Below are 22,852 nucleotides of genomic sequence, written 5' to 3'. Positions count from 1 at the left end.
CGACTCAGCGGGTCGGGAGGGTGTGTGCCACGATGCCGAGATTCCGCCGCCGGATAGGATCGAATTCTTCGGTTCCGGCGACGCTCCCGGCTATCTCGCTGACGATGTAGAGCGGGCGCTGCTTGGCCTGGTTGTAAAGCCGCCCGACATATTCGCCGATAACGCCCAGAACGAACATCTGCACCGATCCCATGACCAGGACGACGATCATCAAGGAGGTCCAGCCCTCCACGGCCTCACCCGCCAGCCAGCCGACCAACGCGTAAACCACAAGCAGGATCGCGACGAGCGAGAGGGCGATGCCCGCGTAGCTTGCCAAGCGCAGCGGCGCGATGGAAAAACCGGTCAGGGCATCGGCCGCAAGACGAAGCATCTTCGCAATCGGATACTTGGTGTTTCCAGCCCATCTCTCCTCGCGTTCGTACTCGAAAGGAACCTGTTTGAAACCCACCCAAGCTACCATTCCGCGGATGAAGCGGGAGCTTTCAGGCATCGATCGGAGAACGTCCAGAGCGCGGCGCGTAAGCAGACGAAAATCACCGCTGTCCAACGGAATATCCACGCCATCCGAAATGCTCGCCAGCAGGCGGTAGAACAGTTTGGCGGTGGCCCGCTTCATTTTCGTCTCGCCCTTGCGTACAGAGCGCTTGCCATAGACCACATCGGCCTGGTTGGCACGCAAGGTCTCTATCATGGGACCAAGCAATTCGGGCGGATCCTGAAGATCGGCGTCGACCACGAAGACGAGGTCGCCGCGGCAGATATCGAGGCCGGCGGAAAGCGCGATTTGATGCCCGTGATTGCGCGATAGGCGAACGGCGACGACCCGAGGATCGGTACGCGCGAGTTCGGCAATCATGGGCCACGTGGCGTCTTTCGATCCATCGTCGACCAGAACCAGCTCATAGTTTTCGTCAACTGCTTTGCGGGCAGCTGCCGTGACGCGGGCGTGCAACTGGCGGAGACATTCCTCCTCGTTGTAACACGGCACGACGATCGAGAGGGCCCGAGTAACCGGCGCACCCGCTGTCGATCGGTGCGATCCGTCAACGCGCGATTCAGTGAAGCCGGCACTTTCGGTCCACGGCATCATGTTCATGGTCGGCAGCTCCCAATTGGCCGGTTCGATTGGGAGGAGTAGTGGAAGATGGTTAACAATTTCCTCGTGCCATAGCAGCCGCAATGCTTTGTTTACCTTATTGGTTCAGACATGGGCTTCAGTCCAAGAGAGGCGGATACTCATGATGCATGTCTATTCTTCCGAATTCTATGACTACATAAACAGCGGCTCGACCAATTCAGCGCGCCACATCGCTCCGTTGATGCGCAGCGTGACCCCGATCGATAGCGTACTGGATGTGGGCGCGGGAGTCGGTGCATGGGCGGCGGAATGGATGCGCGCCGGTGCATCGGATGTGGTCGCGGTAGATGGGCCCTACACCGACAACACCTCCTTCCTCGTACCCGACGAACAGTTCGTAAAACACGATCTGCAGACCCCGCTGGACCTTGGCCGCAAGTTCGCCCTGGTGCAGTCACTCGAAGTAGCGGAGCACATCCCACACAAGAGCGCCGACACGTTCATCGACACCCTAGTGCGACACGGTGATATCGTCCTGTTTTCAGCAGCAGTCCCCGGCCAGGGCGGCGAGCATCACGTCAATGAGCGTCCGCTCGAGTTCTGGCGGAAAAAATTTCAAACCCGAGGTTACGCGGCATTCGACTGGCTGCGCCCGCTGATCCGCGACGAAAAGCTCGTGCAACCCTGGTATCGTTACAACACGATTATATACGCGAACGCATCCGGGCAGGATCGACTGGCACCGGAAGTGCTGGAGGCGCGAGTTTCCGACCGACGCGCCGTTCCTCATGCAGGGTCTTTTGCCTGGCGCCTACGTCGCGCATTGGTCCGGGCCATGCCTACCCCTTTTGTCACGCGCGTAGCCACGATCCTCGCTCATCGTAAGGCCAGTGCTTACCGGGAAGCCGGCATATGACTGGTTTGCCCCTAGGCTCGAGTACTGCGGCCTCTGCGGGAGCAGTTGGCTACACGGTTCTGCTTGCCCTGGTGCTGGGATCGCTCTGTGCCGCTTCGGGCACCGTTCTCCTGCGTTTGGGTGCAGCGGGCGGGCAGTCTTTGATGGACTTTCTCAATCCACGCCTCATTTCCGGCCTGACCCTTTATCTACTCGGCGCAGTCTTGTGGATCTTTGCCATGTCGCGTGCGCAACTCAGCCTAGTATATCCTTTCACGGCACTCACCTTCGTACTTGTAATGCTGGCCGGCCAAGTCCTGCTTGGCGAGAAAGCCACGCCGGGCGTCTATGGCGGGTCGGCACTCATATTTCTGGGGATCGGCTGGATTGCAGTGGGTGCCACACGATGATTGCCGGCCTTCGTAACGCTCTCGCTGTGCCGATCCTGTTCGACACCTATCAGGCAGCGGTCGGCGCCAACCGCGCAAAAACGATCTTTGTCGACGAATGCGTGCGGCCGCAATCGGGCATGCGGTTGCTCGACATCGGGTGCGGAACCGGCGCGGTCGTTCCATTCCTGCCTACCGACACCGAAATCGTCGGAGTCGATGTGAGCCAGCCATACATAAGCGCGGCGCAGCGCCGCTTCGGCCACCGCGCGGATTTTCGCTTGGCCGATGCATCCGATCTGGACGCCGACATCGGCGAGGGATTCGATCTGGCCTATGCCTTCGGGGTGCTGCACCATTTGCCGGACGATCTCGCAATATCGCTCATTAACGGCGCAATGCGGCGGCTCAAACAAGGCGGAAGGCTGGTCACAATCGACCCCACTTTAACGGAAAAGCAAGGCGCCATTTCCCGCTTTATCGTTTCAGCGGATCGCGGAAAGTATGTCCGAACGGCTGGAGCGGTTTCCGACCTTTTCGGACATCTGGATATCGACATCGCGGTCAGACACGATCTTCTGCGCATACCATTTGCCAATGTGATTGTCTCCGCTTCAAAGGCGTGACGATACTCGGCCGAAAATCGTGACCTCCTTTGAGCTCCAGCGGCCAACGTATAAGAACTGGGTTTGCCGCTCTGGATCGTGGCGTCGGCCACACCGGTCATCACATAGGCCGGCACGGCAAAATGGATTTGGACGCGTGGAAGGATGACCTCAATCTCCCATGCTCCGGCGCATTCTGCGAAGTGCTGGTGCGGGTGGCGGGACTCGAACCCGCACGAGCAAAGCTCAGGGGATTTTAAGTCCCCGGCGTCTACCATTCCGCCACACCCGCCTATGCCGGATCGCCCTAGTCGCTACCCGACGGGTGGGCAATCGCGGTTCGTGCTGGAAGGCGGGTTCAATTCTCGTTGAGGCGCCGGCGCATATCCTTGCCCGGCTTGAAATACGGAACGCGCTTGGCCGGCACATCGACCGTTTCGCCGGTACGCGGGTTGCGGCCCTTGCGCGCTTCGCGTTCACGCGTCGAGAAGGCACCGAAGCCGCGCAGTTCCACCCGCCCGCCTTCGGTCAGGCGGTGCGAAATCTCTTCGAAAAAGATATCCACGACCTGCTCGACCTCTTCGGCCCGCAATTCGGGATTGTCCTGCGCAAGAGCGGCGAGCAGTTCGGATCGGATCATGTCGTGCCTCCCGGCCCATCCGGCCGCATCAGTTCGGTTTTCCGTGCGCCCCAAGCCGGACCGCACTTTTGCGCGCGATTCCAACCCTGTGAATGTGGCAGAAGCAGGGCCGGCCTGCAAGTTGGCGATGAGAGATTCTCGCCATCGCCCTCAGACTTCGGCCAGCAGTTCCTGCGCCGATACGCCGAGCCGATCCATGCGCGCCCTGATCTCGGGCCATTCCTCGCGCAGGAAAACCTCGCGCTCGCTACGGCGCAGACGCTCTGCGGCGCCGGGGACGACATACATTCCCACCCCGCGCTGCACCTCGACCAGGCCATCGTTCTGGAACTGCTGGTAGGCCTTCGCCACGGTCAGCGGGTTGGCACCCTGTTCGGCAGCGAGCGCGCGGACCGAAGGCAACATGTCGCCTTCGGCATAACGGCCATCGATGATGGCGGCGGCGATCATGTCTCTCAGCTTGAGATAGACCGGCTTGGACTGGTTGCTCATCGTGCATTCCCCGCGGCAGACTGCTTCAGTGCCATAATACAGCGTGGCGCGCAAGGTTCCCGAGCGCGGGCCGTTCATCCCGACGCAAGGCGGTCACCTGTGTAACTAATGCTTCACATAGGCGTGCAAGCCGCTAGGGTGCGCGCTTCTTCGGGGAGGAGGCCTCCGCGGTCTCCGCAAGACTACATTAAAGAGGTTTGCCACGCATGGCCACGACACAACCGGTTGACGGGGATTCTGCAGGAACGTTTCTGGGCCATCCCAAGGGACTTTTCGTTCTGTTCTTCGCCGAGATGTGGGAGCGTTTTTCCTATTACGGGATGCGCGCCCTGCTCATCTTCTACCTGACCAAGCACTGGTTGTTTTCGGATAGCGATGCAGGGATCATCTACGGCGCCTACACCGCGCTGGTCTACATCACGCCCGTGGTCGGCGGCTATCTTGCGGACAAGTATCTGGGGCAAAGGAAGGCGGTCCTGTTCGGGGCCGTCCTGTTGACGCTCGGGCACTTCTTCATGGCGTTCGAGGGTCAACCGGCCGCGGGCACGGAAAACAATCCGATCGTTTATGTGTTCTGGCTGGCGCTGGCGCTCATCATCGTCGGGTCGGGCTTCCTCAAGGCGAACATCTCGGTCATCGTCGGCCAGCTCTATCCGCGCACCGATACGCGCCGAGACGCCGCCTACACGATCTTTTATATGGGCATCAATCTGGGCGCAGCGATCGGTTCGCTGCTGTGCGGCTATATCGGCGAAACCTATGGCTGGGCCTACGGTTTCGGCCTTGCCGGTATCGGCATGCTTGCCGGACTTATCGTGTTCATGTGGGGCAAACCGCTTCTGCTCGGCCGCGGGGAACCTCCCAAGCCACTTGCCAAGAACACCGAATTCTCGATGTACGGCGTCGGCATCGCCATGGTCGGGGTTTGCTGGCTGGCAATTCAGTATCAGGATATGGTCGGCTACGTTCTTGGTGTTTTTGGCGGCGCACTGGTGCTTTATGTTCTCTTCACTGCGGTAGTGAAGCTGCCCAGCGAAGAGCGCGACCGTATCTTTGCCGCGATGTTCCTGATCCTAACTTCGATCGTCTTCTGGGCATTGTTCGAACAGGCGGGTTCTTCGCTCAACCTGTTTACCGATCGCCATGTCGATCGCGGCGGCGTGCCCGCATCGGTCTTCCAGTCGATCAACGCGATCTACATCATCCTGCTGGCTCCGATCTTTGCGGTGGTCTGGCAGACGCTGGGGCGCAAAGGCATGGAACCGAGCGCTCCGCTCAAGTTCGGCCTAGGCGTGGTGCAGGTCGGCCTTGGCTTCCTCGTCCTGGTCTGGGGCGCGCAGTCGGTTGGCATGAACGCGGCGGTTCCCGTCCTTTTCATCTTCCTCATCTATCTCCTGCATACGACCGGCGAACTGTGCCTTTCGCCCGTCGGCCTGTCGGCGATGAACCGGCTCGCCCCCTCGCATATGGCGTCGCTGATCATGGGTACGTGGTTCTTCGCCTCGGCCACCGGTAACTTTGCCGCCGGCCTGATTGCAGCCGCGACGGGCGCCGAAGGCGTCGGTGAGGAATCGGGCAAGGAGGTGGTGCTCGGCGTCTATTCGACCGTTGGCTGGTACGCCGTGGCGATCGGTGTCGGCGTCATGGTCATCAGCCCGCTGATCAAGAAGCTGATGCATCTCGACACGCTCAAGGACGATACCGTCGGCGACGACCTGCTTGGCCAGAGCGAAGGACCGGGCGAGCCGCAGGGGGCCGGGATCCATCCCGAAACTCGTCCCGCCGGCTGAGCCTGGCTCCGTGCCAATCGGCAAATCGCCGACGGGCACCGATAAACACGATTGACCGGGCGGGCCGGGGCAGCAATGCTCCGGCCCGACTGCTTTGGGGGATTCATGACAAAATACGCCTTGCTTGCCTGTGCCGCCGCATTCGCGATGGCCGGGTGCACGACCACCGGTGACGATGGCGACACGGCTTCGGTTTCGTCGAAAGACTGGGACGCTCCCGTCGGCGCGGACGGCAATGCCCCCTTCCCGTCCACCTATCGCCCCTATCCCGGCCGGCCAACTGCACTGGTCGGCGCCACCGTCTATGACGGACGCGGCAAGCGAATCGACAATGGCACCGTGCTTTTCCGCGACGGCAAGGTAGCCGCGATCGGCGACGCATCGCTTTCGACCGAAGGCTACGATGTCGTCGACGGCGGCGGCAAGTTCGTGACGCCCGGCGTGATCGACATCCATTCGCATCTCGGCGATTACCCCACGCCGAGCGTCGAAGCGCATTCCGACGGTAACGAGGCGACCAGCCCGATGACGCCCGAAGTCTGGGCCGAACATTCGGTCTGGCCGCAGGATCCCGGCTTCACCCGCGCGCTGGCCAATGGCGGGGTGACCAGCCTGCAGATCCTGCCGGGTTCGGCCAACCTGACCGGTGGGCGCTCGGTCACGCTCAAGAACGTGTCCGCCCGCACGGTGCAGGGGATGAAATTTCCCGGCGCGCCCTACGGCATGAAGATGGCCTGCGGGGAAAACCCCAAGCGCGTCTACGGCGGCAAGGGCCGCATGCCGTCGACCCGCATGGGCAATTTCGCGGTCAACCGGCAGATGTGGCTCGATGCGCAGGCCTATGACGGCAAGAAACGCGATCTCGGCAAGGAGACGCTGAAGGGCGTGCTCGATGGCGAAATCCTGGTCCACAACCACTGCTACCGCGCGGACGAGATGGCGCTGGTCATGGATATGGCCAAGGAGATGGGCTACAAGGTCACCGCCTTCCATCACGCCGTAGAAGCCTACAAGATCGGCGACCTGCTGCGCGAGAACGACGTGTGCAGCGCGATCTGGGCAGACTGGTACGGCTTCAAGATGGAAGCCTATGACGGTATCCTCGAAAACGCGGCCTTCCTTCAGCGCGAGGGCGCCTGCGTAGTCATCCATTCCGACGATGTCAACGGCATCCAGCGCCTCAATCAGGAAGCTGCCAAGGCGCAGGCCGCGGGCCGACGCGTGGGAGTCGACATTCCCGACGCGGAAGTGGTCGGCTGGTTCACCTACAACGCCGCGAAGGCGATGGGCATTGGCGAGATGACCGGCAGCCTCGAGCCGGGGAAAATGGCCGATGTCGTGCTGTGGAACGGCGATCCGCTGTCCGTCTATTCCCGGCCTGAAAAGGTCTGGGTCGATGGTGCATTGATGTTCGATGCGACGGACCGCAAACGGCGTCCGGTGAGCGATTTCGAGCTCGGCCAGCCCGGCGAAGGAGACGTGAAATGAGGCGCGCCCTGACGATTGCCGCGAGCCTTCTCGCGCTCGCCTCGGCCGCGCCCGCCACGGCGCAGGATGTGGCCATCACCAATGCGACCGTCGCTACGGGCGACGGCTCCGAACCGGTCGAGGGCGCGACCGTGATCGTGCGCGGCGGCAAGATTGTCGCTGCCGGAACCGGCATTGCCGTTCCCGCCGGAATGCAGGTGCTGGACGGCAGTGACACCTGGGTCACGCCCGGCATCTTTGCGACCGTTACCTCGCTTGGCCTGTGGGATGTCGGCGCGGTCAGCGAATCGAACGATACGCGCGCCGGCGATTCGCCATTCAGCGCTGCGCTCGACGTGGCCCCGGTGGTGAACCCGTCTTCGCAACATATTCTGGTGCATCGTTCGGCGGGCATCACTCGCGCCGCGACCGTGACCTTGCCGGCTAGTTCGATCTTCGGCGGGCAAGGCGCGATGATCGATCTCGGCGCCGATCCGAACGCCGTCACCCGCCCCCGCGCGTTCCAGGTGGTGGCATTGGGCGAATATGGCGGACGCCTGGCGGGGGGCAGCCGCGCAGCCACGCATACGCTGCTGCGCAACGCCCTGCGCGAAGCGGGCAGCTATGGCGACGACGCGCGAATCCCCGGGCGCAGTACACGCGGCGAGATCCGCACCGGCGACGATATGCCGATCGACCCGCGCATGACCGGTCGCGATACCGACCGCGCCGACGACGTGCTGCTGACCCGTTTCGATGCGGCGGCGCTGGTGCCCGTCCTGCGCGGAGAACAGCCGCTCTACGTTTATGTGGAACGCGCTTCGGACATCCGCAGCACGCTGGCGCTGACACGAGAATTCCCGAATCTCGACCTTGTGCTGGTCGGCGCGAGCGAGGGCTGGCTGGTGGCGAGCGAGATCGCCGCAGCCAATGTTCCGGTGATCGCCGACGGGCTCGACGACCTGCCACAGAATTTCGAGGAATTGGGTTCGACGCAGAGCAATATCGGGCGCATGGTCAAGGCCGGGGTACGCGTGGCGATCAACGCCGCGGCGATGGAGAATCCACGCAATCTCAACCAGTATGCCGGCAATCTCGTTGCGCTGACCCGCATCCCGGGGGCCGACGGGCTCAGCTGGGGACAGGCCTTTGCCGCGATCAGTTCGGTGCCTGCCGCGATCAGCGGGATGGGCGGTAAGGCGGGCGTATTGGCGCCGGGCGCGACGGGTGATCTGGTGATCTGGGACGGCGACCCGCTCGAGGTCGGCTCGGTGCCGGTGAAGGTCTTCATCGACGGGATCGAGCAGCCGCTCGACAGCCACCAGAGCCGCTTGCGGGAGCGTTATCGCGATCTCGACCTCAGCGACCTGCCCAAGGCCTATGACTGGTAGGGTATCGGGCACGGATAAGGACATGAAAGACATGCGCACGACTTTGCTCGCTCTTGGCGCGGCGGCAGCGGCGGTGGGGTTCCACACGCTGTCGGCGCAGGATACGCCGCCCGACCGTTCGCAGGACATCGCCTGGATGAGCGCCCAGCAGGCCTATCTCACCAAGCTCGATGCCGCGGGCGGATGGCGCGTCATGTCAGGCGGGCTGCGCTGGCGCTATGTCGAATTCGCCGGCAGCGATGAAAAGCCCAGCGTCGAGGATACGGTAACCGTGCATTACGCCGGCACCTTCATCGATGGGGAGACCTTCGACAGCTCGTTCGACCGGGGCGAACCCGCCACCTTTCCGCTCGGCCGGCTGGTCAAGGCATGGCAGATGGCGATACCAGAGATGGGTGTAGGCGACACGATCGAGATCGCCGCCCCCGCCGACCTGGCCTATGGTGCCACCGGCAAGGGGCCCATTCCCGGCGGTGCGACGCTGCTGTTCAAGGTCAAGCTTCTAGGCATCGAAACCGCCGAATAGGCAGGCGGCAGGCGCTCGCGCTTGCAAAGCGGCGGCAATGTGATACGTATGTTGACATTGTAAACATAGGAGTGCGTCATGGATCAGGCCCTGATTTCGCTGCTTGCCGCTTCGCTGGCCTTCGTCGGCACCCATTTCGCGTTGTCGCATCCCTTGCGCCGGCCGCTTGTCGGGATGCTGGGAGAGACCGGCTTCATGTTCGCATACAGTCTGGTCGCCGCCGCCTGCATGGCATGGATGTATTTCGCCTTCGCCGCCGCCCCGACAGCGGATCTGGGCGGGAGCGGCGATATCGGCTGGATCGCCGCCACCGTCCTCACCTTGCCCGCGCTGGTGCTGTTCGTCGGATCGCTGATAGGCAACCCTGCCCTGCCGGCGCCGGGTGCCGAGAAACTCGCGGCGCGCGAACCGGCCGGCGTCTTCGCGGTGACCCGGCACCCGATGATGTGGGGCTTCGCGCTGTGGGCGATCTCCCATATCGTCCTGTTCTGGAGCTGGCGGACGATGTTCGTCGCCGGAGCGATACTCTCGCTCGCCCTGGTCGGGGCGCGGATGCAGGACCGCAAGAAAGAAGCGCTGATGGGGCCGGCCTGGACCGAATGGGAAGCGAAGACGAGCTACTGGCCGCGCTGGGGCAGACTGCCGGGCGCAGGCGTTATCCTGTGGGCCATCGCCATCGCCGCCTGGCTCGGCATCAGCTACTGGCACATGAGTGCGGCAGGCATACCTGCAGGCGTGTTGCGGTGGCTCTGACTACCGCCCGCCGAAGGTCGGCGCGCGTTTTTCGAGCAGGGCGTCGATCCCTTCCCTATGATCATCGGTCAGATGCATCAGCGCTTGGGTGTTGGCCGCCATCTCGAGCGCCGCATCGTAGGTGACCGAGCGCCCCTGCCGCATCAGATTCTTGGCATGGCGCAGGGCATGCGGCGGCATGGCCGCGACCTTTTCGGCAAGCGCCCGCGCTTCGTCCATCAGCGCATCGCCCGCGACCACCCGGCTGACGAGCCCCCAATCGATCGCGGTCGGTGCGTCGATCACGTCGCCGGTGTAGAACAGCTCGGCCGCGCGCGCCTCGCCGATGATGCGCGGGAGGATCCAGGTGCCCCCATCGCCGGGAATGATGCCCAGCTTGAGGAAGGTGACGCCGAATTTCGCCCGATCGCTGGCGATCCGCATGTCGGCAAGGCAGGCGAGGTCGCAGCCCAGCCCGATCGCCGGTCCGTTGATCGCCGCGATCAGCGGGACGCGCAGGCCGTAAAGCGCGCGCAGCACCTTGTGGATGTTGTTGCGATAGCCGTCGGAAATCTCGGGCGCAGTCCCACCGAAGGTCCCGGTCCGCTCCTTCATCGCCTTGATATCGCCGCCGGCGCTGAACGCCCGCCCAGCACCTGTGAGGATCACGCAGCGCACATTCATATCGGTATTGATGGCATCGCAGGCGGCGGCAAACTCGTCTCCGTCGCCCTTTGCGCCGAGCGGGTTCATCGTCTCGGGCCGGTTGAGGGTGAGTGTAGTGACGTGGTCGGCGGTGTCGATGGTCAGCAGGCTCATTGAGTTCCCTCCGAATAGGTCCGCTCTCCGAGGAAGTTAAGGACCGCCTCCTCGGCGACGTCGTGCCACGCCAGATCATGTCCCGCACCGCGGAAAATCTTTACTTTTGCACGTGGGTTGGCCGCCGCAAGGCGTTGCGCGTGATCGTATGGGATCAGGCTGTCCGCATCACCGTGCAGGATAAGGATATCGCTGCGAATATCGGCAAGCTTGGCGGCGTTGTCGTAACGATCACGCAGGAGCAGGCTGGTCGGAAGCCAGCGAAATTTCTCCGCGACAAGGCCAGCAAGGCTCGAGAATGGAGAAACAAGAACAAGGGCCATCGGCTCGATCTCGCGTGCCATCTGAACGGCCACACCCGAACCGATGGAATTGCCGATTATCACGATATCCTGCTCGGCAAGGCCGTTTTGCTTCAGATAGTCGATCGCCGCACGACCATCGCGGTAGAGGCCCTCCTCGCTTGGATTGCCCGGATTTCCGCGATAGCCGCGATACTCCGCTGCCAGCACGCCATAACCTTCGGGAACGAGACGGTCTGTCGCCACGACGCTCGACACCCAGTCGGCACCATTCCCATGGAAATAGAGTATCGTCGGCGACCCAGCCCGGCTCGGTCGATAGCCGGCATTCAGCAACAGGCCGTCGTCGGTCCGGTAGGCGATCTCTTCGAAGCCGCCGGTAGTAGGGCCGATTGCGCGAGGGGCGGGATAAATGAAACGCTCTTGCTGGCTCCAGAGGATCGCAAGGACAGCCAGATAAGCTGTTGCGAAGAAGACGAGAATCCACATGCCGACGCGGATCGGTCGGCTCAAGCCCGCGCCTCTTCCACGCCCGCACTGTTGTGGCGCAGCGCCGACAAGACCGTATCGACGATATGCGGCGCATTGAGACCGGCTTCGTCATACTGTTTCGCCGGATCGTCCTGATCCTGAAACATGTCGGGCAAGCGCATAGTGCGCACCTTGAGCCCGGCATCGGTCAGCCCTTGGTCCGAAGCGAAGGTCAGGACATGCGCACCGAGGCCGCCGACGGCACCTTCCTCGACCGTCACAACCACTTCGTGGCTGCGCATCAGACGCTCGATCAGGGCGGTATCGAGCGGTTTGGCGAAGCGCAGATCGGCGACCGTCGCCGACAGCCCCTTGGCCTCCAGCTGGTCCGCCGCCTTCTTGGCCTCTTCCAGCCGCGCGCCGAGCGACAGGATCGCCACTTTCGAGCCTTCGCGCACGATCCGCCCTTTGCCGATTTCCAGCTTCTCGAGCCGGTCCGGGATCGCCACACCGGTGCCCGAGCCGCGCGGATAACGGAAGGCGATGGGGCCGTCGTCATATTCGGCGGCGGTATAGGTCATATGGGCCAGCTCCGCCTCGTCGGCGGCGGCCATCACCACGAAGTTGGGCAGTGTGGCGAGGTAGGTGATGTCGAACGAGCCGGCATGCGTGCAGCCGTCCGCGCCGACCAGCCCCGCGCGGTCGATCGCGAAGCGCACCGGCAGGTTCTGAATCGCCACATCGTGCACCACCTGGTCGTAGGCACGCTGGAGGAAGGTGGAATAGATTGCGGCGAAGGGTCGCATGCCTTCTGCCGCAAGACCGGCGGCAAAGGTCACGCCATGCTGTTCGGCGATGCCGACGTCGAACGCCTTGTCGGGGTGCGCCTTGGCAAATTTGTCGACCCCCGTGCCGCTGGGCATCGCGGCAGTGATGGCGCAGATCCGCGGATCGCTGTCGGCAATCTTCGCGAGGGTTTCGCCGAAGACGTTCTGATAGGCGGGCGGGCCCCCGCTCGACTTCTTCTGTTCGCCTGTGACGACGTCGAACTTGGCGACGCCGTGATATTTGTCGGCGCTGTTTTCGGCCGGTGCGTAGCCTTTGCCCTTCTTGGTGACGACATGGATCAGCACCGGGCCCTGTTCGCCATCGCGCACATTCTCGAGAACCGGAATGAGGTGGTCGAGATTATGTCCGTCGATCGGACCGACATAATAGAAGCCCAATTCCTCGAACAACGTCCCGCCGGTGGCCATGCCGCGGGCGTATTCCTCGGCCTTCTCCAGCCCGCCCCAGACGCGGCGGCCCATTTTCCTGGCGATCTTCGACGCCATCGAGCGCAGGCCGAGATATTCGCTGCTCGATACCATGCGGGCCAGATAGGCGCTGAGACCGCCGACCGGCGGCGCAATCGACATGTCGTTGTCGTTGAGGATGACGACCAGCCGGTTCCCCGCCTGTTCGGCATTGTTCATCGCTTCATAGGCCATGCCCGCGCTCATCGCGCCATCGCCGATGACCGCGATGCCGCGTCCGGGGAGCTGCTGCATCTTCTTGGCCAGGGCGAAGCCCAGCGCTGCCGAAATCGAGGTCGAGCTATGTGCCGCGCCGAAGGGGTCGTATTCGCTCTCTGCGCGCTTGGTGAAACCGCTCAGCCCTCCACCCTGTCGCAAGGTCCGGATACGATCGCGCCGCCCGGTCAGGATCTTGTGCGGATAGCACTGGTGGCCGACGTCCCACACCAGCTTGTCGGTCGGCGTATCGAAGACATAGTGGATCGCGGTGGTCAGTTCGACCACGCCGAGACCCGATCCCAGATGTCCGCCCGTAGTGCCGACAGCGTCGATCATTTCGGCGCGCAATTCGTCGGAAAGTTGGCGAAGCTGGTCTTTCTTCAGCTTGCGAAGGTCGTCGGGAGTATTGACCGTATCGAGCAACGGCGTCTTGGGGCGACTTGTCATAGCGTACCGCTCTACACCGGCAGAACGAAACTGTCGATAAACGCCTGGACGATGGCGGGGAACAGTTCGGCGCTGGAATTCAACTGGCGCAATCGTCGCACAAACCGCGCAGTTCGACGACCGGACGCACATCGGTAAAGCCGGCATCCTTGCCCGCGGCACGCAAGGCGCCGGTCACACGGTCGTCGTCGATATGCGTGGCCTTGCCGCAATCGTCGCAGATCAGAAAAATGCAATCGTGACGGCAGCCCGGATGCGTGTTGACGAGATAGGCGTTCGCGCTCTCGATACGGTTGGCGAGATTGGTACGCACGAACAGGTCGAGAATGCGATAGACGCTGTTCGGAGCGACACGCTTGCCGCGCGATTGCGACAGATTGTCCGCGATATCGTAGGCACTGGCCGGCTTTTCGTGTCGGGCAAGCTCCTCGAACACCGACTGGCGCATGCCCGTCCATTGCTCGCCGCTGTCCGTAAGCGTGTTACGGGCGGCCCTGATCAGGTCGTCGCCTTCGTGTTCCTTGTGAGCATGTGCATGTCCGGCCATGCCGCAAGAGGTAGGACGCAGGGCGTCCTGGCGCAAGCTAGTCGCGCTGGAAGCTGGCCGAATAGACGCCCGGATACATTGCCTTCAGAGCCTTCACCTTGGGGGCGTCCCACCGGACGATGTAGCCGTGCCGGGGGTTCTTGAGCATGAAGTCCTGATGGTAGGTTTCGGCAGGATAGAACGCCTGCGCCCGTTCGATCCGCGTGACGATGGGCTTGGACCACAGCTTCGCCGCCTTCAATTGCGCAATATACGCCTTGGCGACCGTATTCTGTTCCGCGGACATCGGCACGATGGCCATGCGATATTGCGCGCCGGTATCCGGACCCTGGCGATTCAGCTGAGTCGGATCGGCTACCACGGAAAACAAGATGCGCAGCAACTGGTCGTAGCGGATGACCTTGGGATCGTAGGTGATCTTCACCACTTCGGCGTGATCCGTAACACCGCTGGAAACCAGCTTGTAGTCCGCCTGGCGTTCCGTCCCGCCGTGATAGCCCGAAACGGCGCTCTTCACGCCCTTCACGTGGCTGAATACGGCCTCGACGCCCCAGAAACAGCCGCCTGCGAAGATCGCGGTCTTCAACCCGCTTTCCCTGGCGATGCGCTTTGCCTGAGGGGCGTTCACAACCGATTCGGCAGCGATCGCGGGTTGCTGGCAGCCGGACACCGCCAGCAAGAGCACGGCACCGGCAAGTGTCGCGCTCAGCCGTGTCACAGGATCGCGGCGATCATTTGCGGCACGGCGGACAGGATGTCGCCGCTATTGAACAGAACTACGGCGACGGCGCCGACACCGAAACCGATGCCAAAATTGCGATAAAGGTCGGGGGTAAAGAGGGTCATGATGGAAAGTCTTTCGTTATCCTTGCCCAAATGGTTACAACCGCGCCTCTTGCAACGTGCTTAATATGCAAGTTGCCTTGCGTTCAGGTAACGAAGGCAGGAGCCGAACCCGCTTGCCGGGCGTTCTCCACCGGAGACCGAGATGCGCGTATTCCCAATTCTCTTGCCGGGTCTGCTCCTGTTTGCCTGCAATCAGGCGGAGGCTCCCACCCCGCCGCCAACCCAGCGCGCTACCGTCCCTGATGGCGCACCGGGGTCGACGATGGATAAGATCGATCCCGAGAACGCATTGAACGGCCAATGGGAAGTCGTCCGGATCGACGATCTCGCCTTCCCGGCGAAGCTGGGCATCGTGAATTTCCAGAGCGGCCAGTTCTTTAGCCACGAGGCCGGCTGCGGGGGCGGGCACCCCGCCTTTTACGAGGCCGGAGCGGACGGTTCGCTGCGCACCTGGCGGCGCGAAGCGGTGCGGATCGGTAAATATTCGTCGCCAGAAGCGCCGGCACTCGAACGGGCACTCGCCGATTTTATCGATTCGGCAAGAGGTTGGTCCAAACCCGCCAATAACAGGCTCGAACTGACGGCGAGCAATGGCAGCACCGCATATCTTCGGCGGCCGGTCGGCCCGGTGCCGGCACTGGAAGGCGAATGGCGGGTGGTATTGATCGACGGTCAGGCATGGACCGGGCCGCAACCCGCCAGCATTTCGGTCGGCTATAACTGGTTCGGTGCCAGCGCGGGCTGCAATGGCGGCGGCGCGACCTGGTCGTCACCCGCGCCGGGCAAGCTTTCGATCGGCACCATTACCGCAACGCAGATGCGATGCGAGCAAACCTTGATGCAGGCCGAAGGCAATCTGTTCGGCGCCCTTGCTTCGGTAACCGGCTATCGGCTGATCGGCGACGACCGGGCAATTCTAGAAGGAGCTCGCGAGATCGATCTCGCCCGCATGGAATAACCCTGAACCGCGTTCTCAATGGCGGAAGTGACGCATCCCCGTGAACACCATGGCGAGGCCTTTCTCGTTCGCCGCGGCGATTACCTCGTCGTCGCGGATCGACCCGCCGGGCTGAATGATTGCGGTCGCGCCCGCTCCCGCCGCGGCAAGAAGCCCGTCGGCAAAGGGAAAGAATGCATCCGAGGCGACGGCGCTGCCGACCGTGCGGGGTTGATCCCAGCCATATGTCTCGGCCGCTTCGACTGCCTTCATCGCAGCGATGCGGCTGGAATCGCGGCGATTCATCTGGCCCGCGCCGATGCCGGCCGTCGCACCGTCTTTGGCATAGACAATGGCGTTCGATTTGACGTGGCGTGCCACGGTCCAGGCGAACAGGCAGTCCTTGAGTTCCCGGTCCGTCGGTTCGCGCTGGGTCACGATCTTGAGATCGGCCCCGGTGATCGCGCCATTGTCGCGCGTCTGCACCAGCAGGCCGCCGGTGATCGGCTTGACCAGCAGCCCGGCGCGACGCGGATCGGGCAAGTCGCCGGTAACGAGGAGCCGCAGGTTCTTCTTCTTCGCGAAGGCCGCCCTGGCCTCTGCGCTAACCGATGGCGCGATGACGACCTCGGTGAAGATTTCGCAGATCGCCTCGGCAGTCGGCCCGTCGAGTTCGGTATTGACCGCAACGATCCCGCCAAAGGCCGATACGCTGTCGCAATGAAGCGCCTCATTCCATGCCCCGAGCAGCGTCGACGCCTGCGCAACACCGCAGGGATTGGCGTGTTTGACGATCACGACCGCCGGATCGCCACCAGCGAATTCGGCGCACAGCTCCAGCGCGGCATCGGCATCGTTGTAATTGTTGTAGCTGAGTTCCTTGCCCTGCAATTGCTCGGCCTGGGCGATACCGCGGCCGTGCGGGCCGGCCGGCTTGTAAAGTGCCGCCTTCTGGTGCGGGTTTTCGCCGTAACGCAGTTCGACCGGGGCCTTGCCGTTGACCGCCAGAAAATCGGGGAAGAGCTGCTGCTGGTCGGCGAAGGCGAACCACTGGCTGATCATGCTGTCGTAAGCCGCGGTGGCAGCGAAAGCCTTGGCCGCGCCTTTGCGGCGGAAGTCGAGCGATGTCGCGCCGCTTGTCGCCAGCTCGCCCAGCAGGGTTTCATAATCCGCAGGGTCGGTCACGATAGTGACGAACTGGTGGTTCTTGGCGGCGCTGCGCACCATCGAAGGCCCGCCGATATCGATGTTCTCGATGATTTCGGCGCGACCGGCGCCGCGCATCACGGTCGCTTCGAAGGGATATAGATTGACGACGACGAGATCGATCGCACCGATAGCGTGTTCGTCCATCGCGGCGGCATGGTCGGGATTGTCGCGCACGGCGAGCAGACCCCCATGGACCATCGGGTGGAGCGTTTTCACGCGCCCGTCCATCATTTCGGGAAAGCCGGTCAGGTCGGACACATCGCGGACATCGAGCCCGGCGTCGCGCAGCGCCTTCGCCGTGCCCCCGGTCGAAACCAGTTCGACGCCTCCCGCCGCGAGCGCCTTGCCTAGTTCCACCAAGCCGGTCTTGTCGGACACTGAAAGCAGTGCCCGCTTGATCGTTACATCCGTCACGTATCGGTTATCCCATGCGTTTGAGCAGCCAGGGAAAGCGTCCCCCGCTGCGCGATGTCAGTCCTTCGACGACCAGCTGTTGGGTTGCCCGCGGGCGGCCCTGCCCGTCGACCCAGAGGCTGTCGTCGATCGCGATTTGCGCCTCGCCGCTATCGCCTCCGAGCCGGAATTGCCAGTAGCTTCCATCGGGCAAAGCCAATCCCGCGCCGCGCAAGTCATCTGCCAGGCCCGCTTCGATACCGTGCCCGAGATGAAACCGGATCGCAAAACCGATCTTGCCGCGCTTGCCCTGCCGACCGGAGGGTTCGAGCACATCCTCACCCGACAGGCCGGTGCCGTCCGCGCCGAGCAGCAGGGTTCGCCGGTGGATCAGGCCATAGCGTGCGGCATAGCCGTTATGCGAGGCTTCGAGCCGCACGGCATCGCAGCCCTTCTGCCGCACCAAGGTACGCGCAATGTCGACTTCCTCGACCCCCTTGCCGATCTGCCCCTTGATCAGGACGGCGGTCGAATTGGCATCGTCGAGCACCAGCGTGGAATGCGCCGCCGTGCCGCGCAGGCCCTGCTCGATCCGCACGGGGACTTGACCACCCGCCAGTTCCGCCCCGCCGCAATTCACGACGATCCGCTGCTCGCCATGCGAGAATTCGAAGGCCAGCGTGGAAGCGCAGCCATGACGCGCATGCCTTGCACGCGGTGGCGGCGCGCCATCGAGCACCAGCACGGCCTTGCCCGCATCGGCCCGCTGATAGCCCCAGTGCCTGCTTTCTTTGCCCGGACGCGTCCGGATGCCGCTCGCCTCGACCAAGGCGTCGACGCGCTCCGCCGAGGTCGCGCCGGCGCCCTGCCAACTGCCCAGTGCACGATCGCTCATGCGCACGGCAAGCAGGGGCGGCACCAGCAGGCCGAGCATGGTTTCGAGCGCGGGCGGCGGATCGCGATCGACTGCCTCGTAACAGGCGCGCAGGTCGATCAGCAGCGCAATCGCTTCCATCTGCGCGAGCGGGCTGCGCGACAGCACTCCGCCATCCTCGCTGACCAGTTCGCCCAGCGCGCGCAACAGGCCCGCTTCGCCGAAGAGGCGGCGCGGACGGCCATCGGGCAGCAGCAGACCGGCGGCAACGATGGCGCACCAGCCGGCCACCTGCCCCAGCCGGTCCTCGGCGCGGGCGACCTGTCGATCGAGATAACGCGCCGCCGCCTCCATCGCCTCCAGAGTCCGGGCACGCGCCCTCGCATCGCCCGACAGGACCAGCGGCGCGTTCACCAGCCAGGCGAGCAGGCGCAGCCCGGCATGTTCGACCGTCCAGGCCGGCCCTCTGGCGGGACCGGGATTGGCGCGGAGCCACCGCGCGACCAGTTCCTGCCCGATCCCGGCGCAATCCTCTCGCGGGGCGCAGGCTCCAAGATCGCGCAGCCAGGTGAACCCCTGCACCGCGCGCTGGACGGGCGGGGTCAGCGGGGCGTTGCTGGCGAAATCGACTTTCCCGATCGGGACCTTGAGCCCGTGAATCAGAAACTGCCCGGCCCGAAGCGCCACACCGGCAGCGCGCTCGCCCGCCAGGGGACTGACTACGGTCGCCAGCAGGCGCGGCGCGGCCGGCTTGCGCAGCGGTGCCGCAAGCATCGATCCGGGCACACCGAGCCGGTAGGCCAACCGCACCATGCCATCGACCGGTCCGGTCCGGGGAGGCTGGAAATCGGCGAGGACCAGTGTTCGCGCCGGTTCGAGCGGGACGGTTTCGGACATATTGCGCACAGCCTTCTCGACGAGCGGTTCGTCCGTGCCTGAAAGGGGCAGCGCGGGCGCGTCGGATGCTTCCGGGCGGGATGCACCGTCACGCAGGAGGGTGTGCGCGCCCTTCGTCACGATTGTCCCTTCAGCGCGGCGATGTTCGCTGCGTACCGCGCGGGCCCGCCCCTGAACGTCGCCGACCCGGCGACCAGTACGTCAGCCCCCGCATCGACGCACAACCTCGCGGTTTCGGCATTGACGCCGCCATCGACCTCGAGATGGATCGGCTTGCCCAGCGCATCGATGCGCTTGCGGATCGCTTCGACCTTCCTGAGCTGCGAATGGATAAAGCTCTGCCCGCCGAAACCCGGGTTCACGCTCATCACCAGCACGAGATCGGCGTCTTCGAGAATATAGTCGAGCGTCTCCACCGGCGTGCCGGGATTGAGGACCACGCCCGCTTTCTTGCCAAGAGCGGAAATCGCCTGCAGCGTGCGATGGATGTGCGGCCCCGCTTCGGGATGCACGGTGATGATATCGGCCCCGGCTTCGGCAAATTCCTCCAGATAGGCGTCGATCGGGGCGATCATCAGATGAACGTCGAAGGGCTTTGCCGTATGCGGACGCAGCGCCTTCACCACGGCCGGACCGATGGTGATATTCGGCACGTAATGCCCGTCCATCACATCGACGTGGATCCAGTCCGCACCGGCCGCATCAATGGCGCGCACTTCCTCGCCCAGCGCAGCGAAATCGGCGGATAGAATCGAAGGAGAAATCAGCGGGGTCGTCATGCGGGCGCTTTTGCCTTGGTCGCGTGTGAGCCTCGGTCAGCCCTACGCGCGCGAAAGGAGAGTTAACAAGCGAGGCGAAGGGCCTTTTCCACATTGACCGCGCACGTCGAACGCTCGCTCCTTGGAAATCGGTCAGCCTGAATGATGGTTGCGTCGAAAATTCAGCCGCAATTCACCGCAATCTGTTAAAACGGTCGGCATAACGGGGATGAAAGATCCCATACGCCCGGTTGCCACGGCGCCGGATCGCATGCAGTTGAAGACGGATCACTCAATATGAATCGCACTTTCGTTGCCGTCACCGGCATCGCTGCGCTTGCCCTGACGGCACTCGCGGCGCCAGCACCGGCAGAAGCGCAGTATCGCCAGAAAATCACCAACGATGCCTCCAAATGCGCGGCAGGCAACGGCCCCGCCGTGCGCGTGACGATTACCGGCATCAAGGAAAGCAGCGGCACGATGCGCGTGCAGAGCTATCGCGGTACCAAGGATGACTGGCTTGAAAAGGGCAAGTGGATCTATCGGATGGAGGCCCCGGCCAGGGCGGGCTCGATGACCTTCTGCATGCCGGTACCGAAACCCGGCACCTACGGCATAGCCGCGCGCCACGACGTCAACGGCAATGGCGATACGGACATTTTCGCCGATGGCGGCGCAATGTCGAACAACCCCAGCATCAACATCTTCAATCTCGGCAAGCCGAGCTACAAGAAGGTTGCCTTCAACGTCGGCCCGGGCGTCGAGGCAATCTCGATCCGCATGCGCTACCGCTGAACGCGCCGCCTGCGCCACAGTTCGATCAAGGCTCCCGGCGCTGCGAGCAGGGGATGCTTCGCCCGGAACGGCGTGACCTCCAACGCAATTCCGGTGTGGCGTTGGAGTTTCCACGCGGCATAGTCGGCCGCGCCGTCGAAGGTTGTCGTTGCCTTGGCGAGGCGCAGCAGGTTGAGCGGTTTGCCCAGCCGTGCGCGCCTCTTCCACCAGCTCAGAATACGCGCCCGATCGACTTCGCTCAGTGTGGGCCGGAGTAGATCGTCCCGGCGTTCGAAGCTGATACCGGCAGCCTGCCAGGCAAGGGGCAGAAGCCCATCGAAATGGTCCGCGTTGACGTCGAGGATCGCGTTCTCGCGTCCTGGCTTCTCGACCCGAAATTCGGCCTTGTAGGTCGCGCGGAACAGCGCGCTCCAATAGTCTTCGGGCGTGCCACTGTTCGGACCGGCCGCAGCCGCGAGGCGACTCGCCGTGATCGCCGCCGCGCCAAGGGCTTCCGACACTTGCGCGCGGGATCTTTCGCCTGCCTCCCAGACGAGCGCCGATGGCTGGACGAACCGCGCCCAGATCGTCGTATCGCGCGACTTGCCGCTGGCAGCGCGGGCGAATTGCGCAAGCGACATGGTGGCGATCTTGGCGCGCAGCCGCGTGCCCGCATGGTCCCACTCACGATAGCTGACGCGCGGCCAGATTCGCTCTTGCTGGGGTCCCGGCAGCAGGACGTAAAAGTCGAGCACGCCGTCGAGCGATCCGGTGCGCAGGTTCGAACCGTAGAACAGCACGGCGAGCGCGCCGGCCTCTTCGCCCAGCAGCTTCGCATAGGCCACGACTTCGTCGCGCACCGGACGGTCGAGCGCCGCGCCGATCCGCTGCGCGAGGGCGTCGCTCACGCGCTGATGAAAGTGAGTTCCGGTCCCTGCTCGATCCTGTAGCGGCCGGGCGGGAAGGCCTCGCCGTCGAGAATCACCGGCTCGGCCACGTCGACCGCAAGACCCTCGGCATCGAGCTGGTGGAGACCGGCCTCGGCCAGCCATTGCGGCCGCCATCCCATCAGAATTACGGGCAGCAAGGCAAGAAGCCGCCTGCGCGGACGGTCCAGCAAGGCCAGCTTGAGGCCGTGGCGGGGCTCGCCGAACAGCTGGATCCCCATCGGCATGGTTTCGAGCGTGGACGTCAGCATGACGCTGCGCCGCGCAGTATCGCCATGGCCGGAATGCTCAACCGCGTCGCCCGACGGCAGGTGGTGGAGACGCATCTCCGTGCCGCGACGCCACTTGTTCCGATCGGTTCCGAACAAGGCCTGGAGAACGCCCCAGACACTTGCGGCACCCACGGCGAGACTGTTGAAGAAGCCAAGCGAGTGCGCATCCTGCCCCGCATCGATACCAAGGGTGAACGCGCCCGCCCCGAAAATGAACCCGAGCATGGCCGGTTCATCGTGCCCATCGCGGCTCACCGCAAGCGGCCGACGCACGACGCGACGGCCCGACGCATAGGCCGCTATCGCCCCTTCCAGCGTCCAGTCGGCAGGCGCACCCAGATCGACATTCAGCGCATTGGTCTTGCCCTTGGGCAGAACGGCGATGGCAGGCCAGCGATCGGCGAAGACCGATTGCCCCATGGTCAATACGTCGCGCACCGTGCCGTCGCCGCCATTGATGATGAGAAAATCGATCCCGTCGCGGGCAAAGCCGGCCAGTGCATGCGCGATTTCGTCCCGGCTGCGCGGCTGGGCGACGGCAATGCTGTCGGCCCCGGTGCAGGCGAGGTCCTGTCCCTTGTTGCGATGGCTGCGCGGATTGTAGATGATCCCGATCCGCGGGCCGGAAGCGGCATGGCGGGCGCGGTATACCGAACGGCGCTTGGGGACCCGTATCGCGGCTTGCCGGACGGGCAGGCTTTCGAAATTGTAGATTACTCGATCCATTAACCTGTTGCCTCAATCGCCGCCTGGGAACGCTACGTAGGATATTTTCTTCAAATTGTAATGGTGCCGCATAGCATTCTTGCGGCTCGCGGCCGATTAAACATCGGTGTA

General features: G+C 63.6%; 24 protein-coding genes and 1 tRNA gene. 10 read left to right on the top strand and 15 right to left on the bottom strand.

Annotation, left to right across the window (positions count from 1 at the left end; genetic code table 11):
- Positions 1-4: 4 nt before the first annotated feature.
- Entirely contained in the window at positions 5-1,099 is a 1,095-nt protein-coding gene (locus K3174_RS04350) for a glycosyltransferase family 2 protein (protein WP_247711873.1), read from the bottom strand.
- On the opposite strand from K3174_RS04350, the gene K3174_RS04345 reads away from it, so the two are divergent.
- From K3174_RS04345 to K3174_RS04335, 3 genes are read left to right on the top strand one after another with little or no spacing between them, the layout of a single operon-like run.
- On the top strand, positions 1,092-1,997 hold the full coding sequence (locus K3174_RS04345) for a class I SAM-dependent methyltransferase (RefSeq protein ID WP_221555962.1): 906 nt from the start codon (positions 1,092-1,094) through the stop codon (positions 1,995-1,997). The two genes, K3174_RS04350 and K3174_RS04345, sit on opposite strands and share 8 nt — an antisense overlap.
- Positions 1,994-2,386 (top strand): hypothetical protein, encoded by a 393-nt coding sequence (locus K3174_RS04340; RefSeq protein ID WP_221555960.1) that lies wholly within the window; start codon positions 1,994-1,996, stop codon positions 2,384-2,386. Before K3174_RS04345 ends, K3174_RS04340 begins: the two co-directional genes overlap by 4 nt.
- Positions 2,383-2,991: a class I SAM-dependent methyltransferase gene (locus K3174_RS04335; protein WP_221555958.1), complete on the top strand. Its 609-nt coding sequence runs from the start codon at positions 2,383-2,385 to the stop codon at positions 2,989-2,991. Before K3174_RS04340 ends, K3174_RS04335 begins: the two co-directional genes overlap by 4 nt.
- 186 nt (positions 2,992-3,177) lie before the next feature.
- Here K3174_RS04335 and K3174_RS04330 read toward each other — a convergent pair.
- The 3 genes from K3174_RS04330 to K3174_RS04320 form a co-directional block, all read right to left on the bottom strand.
- Positions 3,178-3,262: transfer RNA gene (locus K3174_RS04330), tRNA-Leu, on the bottom strand.
- 66 nt (positions 3,263-3,328) lie between these two features.
- On the bottom strand, positions 3,329-3,610 hold the full coding sequence (locus K3174_RS04325; protein ID WP_221555957.1) for an integration host factor subunit beta: 282 nt from the start codon (positions 3,608-3,610) through the stop codon (positions 3,329-3,331).
- 150 nt (positions 3,611-3,760) lie between these two features.
- On the bottom strand, positions 3,761-4,102 hold the full coding sequence (locus K3174_RS04320; protein ID WP_221555955.1) for a GntR family transcriptional regulator: 342 nt from the start codon (positions 4,100-4,102) through the stop codon (positions 3,761-3,763).
- 206 nt (positions 4,103-4,308) lie between these two features.
- On the opposite strand from K3174_RS04320, the gene K3174_RS04315 reads away from it, so the two are divergent.
- The 5 genes from K3174_RS04315 (at position 4,309) to K3174_RS04295 (ending at position 10,029) form a co-directional block, all read left to right on the top strand.
- Positions 4,309-5,892: a peptide MFS transporter gene (locus K3174_RS04315; protein WP_221555946.1), complete on the top strand. Its 1,584-nt coding sequence runs from the start codon at positions 4,309-4,311 to the stop codon at positions 5,890-5,892.
- Positions 5,893-5,997: 105 nt separating this feature from the next.
- Complete coding sequence (locus K3174_RS04310) at positions 5,998-7,380, top strand: amidohydrolase (RefSeq protein ID WP_221555944.1); 1,383 nt, start codon at positions 5,998-6,000, stop codon at positions 7,378-7,380.
- Entirely contained in the window at positions 7,377-8,750 is a 1,374-nt protein-coding gene (locus K3174_RS04305) for an amidohydrolase family protein (protein ID WP_221555942.1), read from the top strand. The genes K3174_RS04310 and K3174_RS04305 overlap by 4 nt, the downstream gene beginning before the upstream one ends.
- Complete coding sequence (locus K3174_RS04300) at positions 8,740-9,276, top strand: FKBP-type peptidyl-prolyl cis-trans isomerase (RefSeq protein WP_247711872.1); 537 nt, start codon at positions 8,740-8,742, stop codon at positions 9,274-9,276. The genes K3174_RS04305 and K3174_RS04300 overlap by 11 nt, the downstream gene beginning before the upstream one ends.
- Before the next feature lie 78 nt (positions 9,277-9,354).
- Entirely contained in the window at positions 9,355-10,029 is a 675-nt protein-coding gene (locus K3174_RS04295; RefSeq protein ID WP_221555940.1) for an NnrU family protein, read from the top strand.
- Here K3174_RS04295 and K3174_RS04290 read toward each other — a convergent pair whose 3' ends face one another.
- The 6 genes from K3174_RS04290 to K3174_RS16975 form a co-directional block, all read right to left on the bottom strand.
- Positions 10,030-10,827 carry a crotonase/enoyl-CoA hydratase family protein gene (locus K3174_RS04290; RefSeq protein ID WP_221555938.1) on the bottom strand — a complete coding sequence of 266 codons (798 nt, stop codon included), beginning with the start codon at positions 10,825-10,827 and terminating at the stop codon, positions 10,030-10,032. It lies immediately after the preceding gene.
- Positions 10,824-11,642 (bottom strand): alpha/beta hydrolase, encoded by an 819-nt coding sequence (locus K3174_RS04285; protein WP_221555936.1) that lies wholly within the window; start codon positions 11,640-11,642, stop codon positions 10,824-10,826. Before K3174_RS04285 ends, K3174_RS04290 begins: the two co-directional genes overlap by 4 nt.
- Positions 11,639-13,561, bottom strand: coding sequence for a 1-deoxy-D-xylulose-5-phosphate synthase (gene dxs, locus K3174_RS04280; RefSeq protein WP_221555934.1), 1,923 nt, complete (start codon positions 13,559-13,561; stop codon positions 11,639-11,641). The genes K3174_RS04285 and dxs overlap by 4 nt, the downstream gene beginning before the upstream one ends.
- A 79-nt stretch (positions 13,562-13,640) precedes the next feature.
- Entirely contained in the window at positions 13,641-14,108 is a 468-nt protein-coding gene (locus K3174_RS04275; protein WP_221555932.1) for a Fur family transcriptional regulator, read from the bottom strand.
- 37 nt (positions 14,109-14,145) lie between these two features.
- Positions 14,146-14,826: a peptide-methionine (S)-S-oxide reductase MsrA gene (msrA, locus tag K3174_RS04270; protein WP_221555930.1), complete on the bottom strand. Its 681-nt coding sequence runs from the start codon at positions 14,824-14,826 to the stop codon at positions 14,146-14,148.
- The gene (locus tag K3174_RS16975; protein WP_282099671.1) at positions 14,823-14,954 is read right to left on the bottom strand and encodes a hypothetical protein; all 132 of its coding nucleotides are present in this window, start codon (positions 14,952-14,954) and stop codon (positions 14,823-14,825) included. The genes msrA and K3174_RS16975 overlap by 4 nt, the downstream gene beginning before the upstream one ends.
- Before the next feature lie 142 nt (positions 14,955-15,096).
- On the opposite strand from K3174_RS16975, the gene K3174_RS04265 reads away from it, so the two are divergent.
- The gene (locus K3174_RS04265; protein ID WP_221555927.1) at positions 15,097-15,912 is read left to right on the top strand and encodes an META domain-containing protein; all 816 of its coding nucleotides are present in this window, start codon (positions 15,097-15,099) and stop codon (positions 15,910-15,912) included.
- 15 nt (positions 15,913-15,927) lie between these two features.
- Here K3174_RS04265 and purH read toward each other — a convergent pair whose 3' ends face one another.
- Genes purH through rpe form a run of 3 tightly spaced genes read right to left on the bottom strand, consistent with a single transcriptional unit; the run spans position 15,928 to position 20,043 of the window.
- Positions 15,928-17,514, bottom strand: coding sequence for a bifunctional phosphoribosylaminoimidazolecarboxamide formyltransferase/IMP cyclohydrolase (gene purH / locus K3174_RS04260; RefSeq protein WP_221555925.1), 1,587 nt, complete (start codon positions 17,512-17,514; stop codon positions 15,928-15,930).
- 7 nt (positions 17,515-17,521) lie between these two features.
- The gene (locus K3174_RS04255) at positions 17,522-19,384 is read right to left on the bottom strand and encodes a heparinase II/III family protein (protein ID WP_345719580.1); all 1,863 of its coding nucleotides are present in this window, start codon (positions 19,382-19,384) and stop codon (positions 17,522-17,524) included.
- A complete protein-coding gene (gene rpe / locus K3174_RS04250) occupies positions 19,381-20,043 on the bottom strand; it encodes a ribulose-phosphate 3-epimerase (RefSeq protein WP_221555916.1) in 663 nt (220 codons plus the stop codon). The genes K3174_RS04255 and rpe overlap by 4 nt, the downstream gene beginning before the upstream one ends.
- A gap of 276 nt (positions 20,044-20,319) precedes the next feature.
- On the opposite strand from rpe, the gene K3174_RS04245 reads away from it, so the two are divergent.
- The gene (locus K3174_RS04245) at positions 20,320-20,817 is read left to right on the top strand and encodes a DUF2141 domain-containing protein (RefSeq protein ID WP_221555913.1); all 498 of its coding nucleotides are present in this window, start codon (positions 20,320-20,322) and stop codon (positions 20,815-20,817) included.
- Here K3174_RS04245 and K3174_RS04240 read toward each other — a convergent pair.
- Positions 20,808-21,704, bottom strand: coding sequence for a hypothetical protein (locus tag K3174_RS04240; RefSeq protein WP_221555911.1), 897 nt, complete (start codon positions 21,702-21,704; stop codon positions 20,808-20,810). The genes K3174_RS04245 and K3174_RS04240 overlap by 10 nt on opposite strands.
- Positions 21,701-22,741 carry a diacylglycerol/lipid kinase family protein gene (locus K3174_RS04235; protein WP_221555910.1) on the bottom strand — a complete coding sequence of 347 codons (1,041 nt, stop codon included), beginning with the start codon at positions 22,739-22,741 and terminating at the stop codon, positions 21,701-21,703. Before K3174_RS04235 ends, K3174_RS04240 begins: the two co-directional genes overlap by 4 nt.
- Between the last annotated feature and the right edge of the window lie 111 nt (positions 22,742-22,852).

Origin of the sequence: Qipengyuania qiaonensis (genome assembly GCF_019711515.1) — a bacterium.
In the GTDB taxonomy this organism is placed as follows: domain Bacteria; phylum Pseudomonadota; class Alphaproteobacteria; order Sphingomonadales; family Sphingomonadaceae; genus Qipengyuania; species Qipengyuania qiaonensis.
The sequence above is the reverse complement of the archived record's forward strand: the minus strand, read 5'-3'. Positions and strand labels throughout refer to the sequence as shown.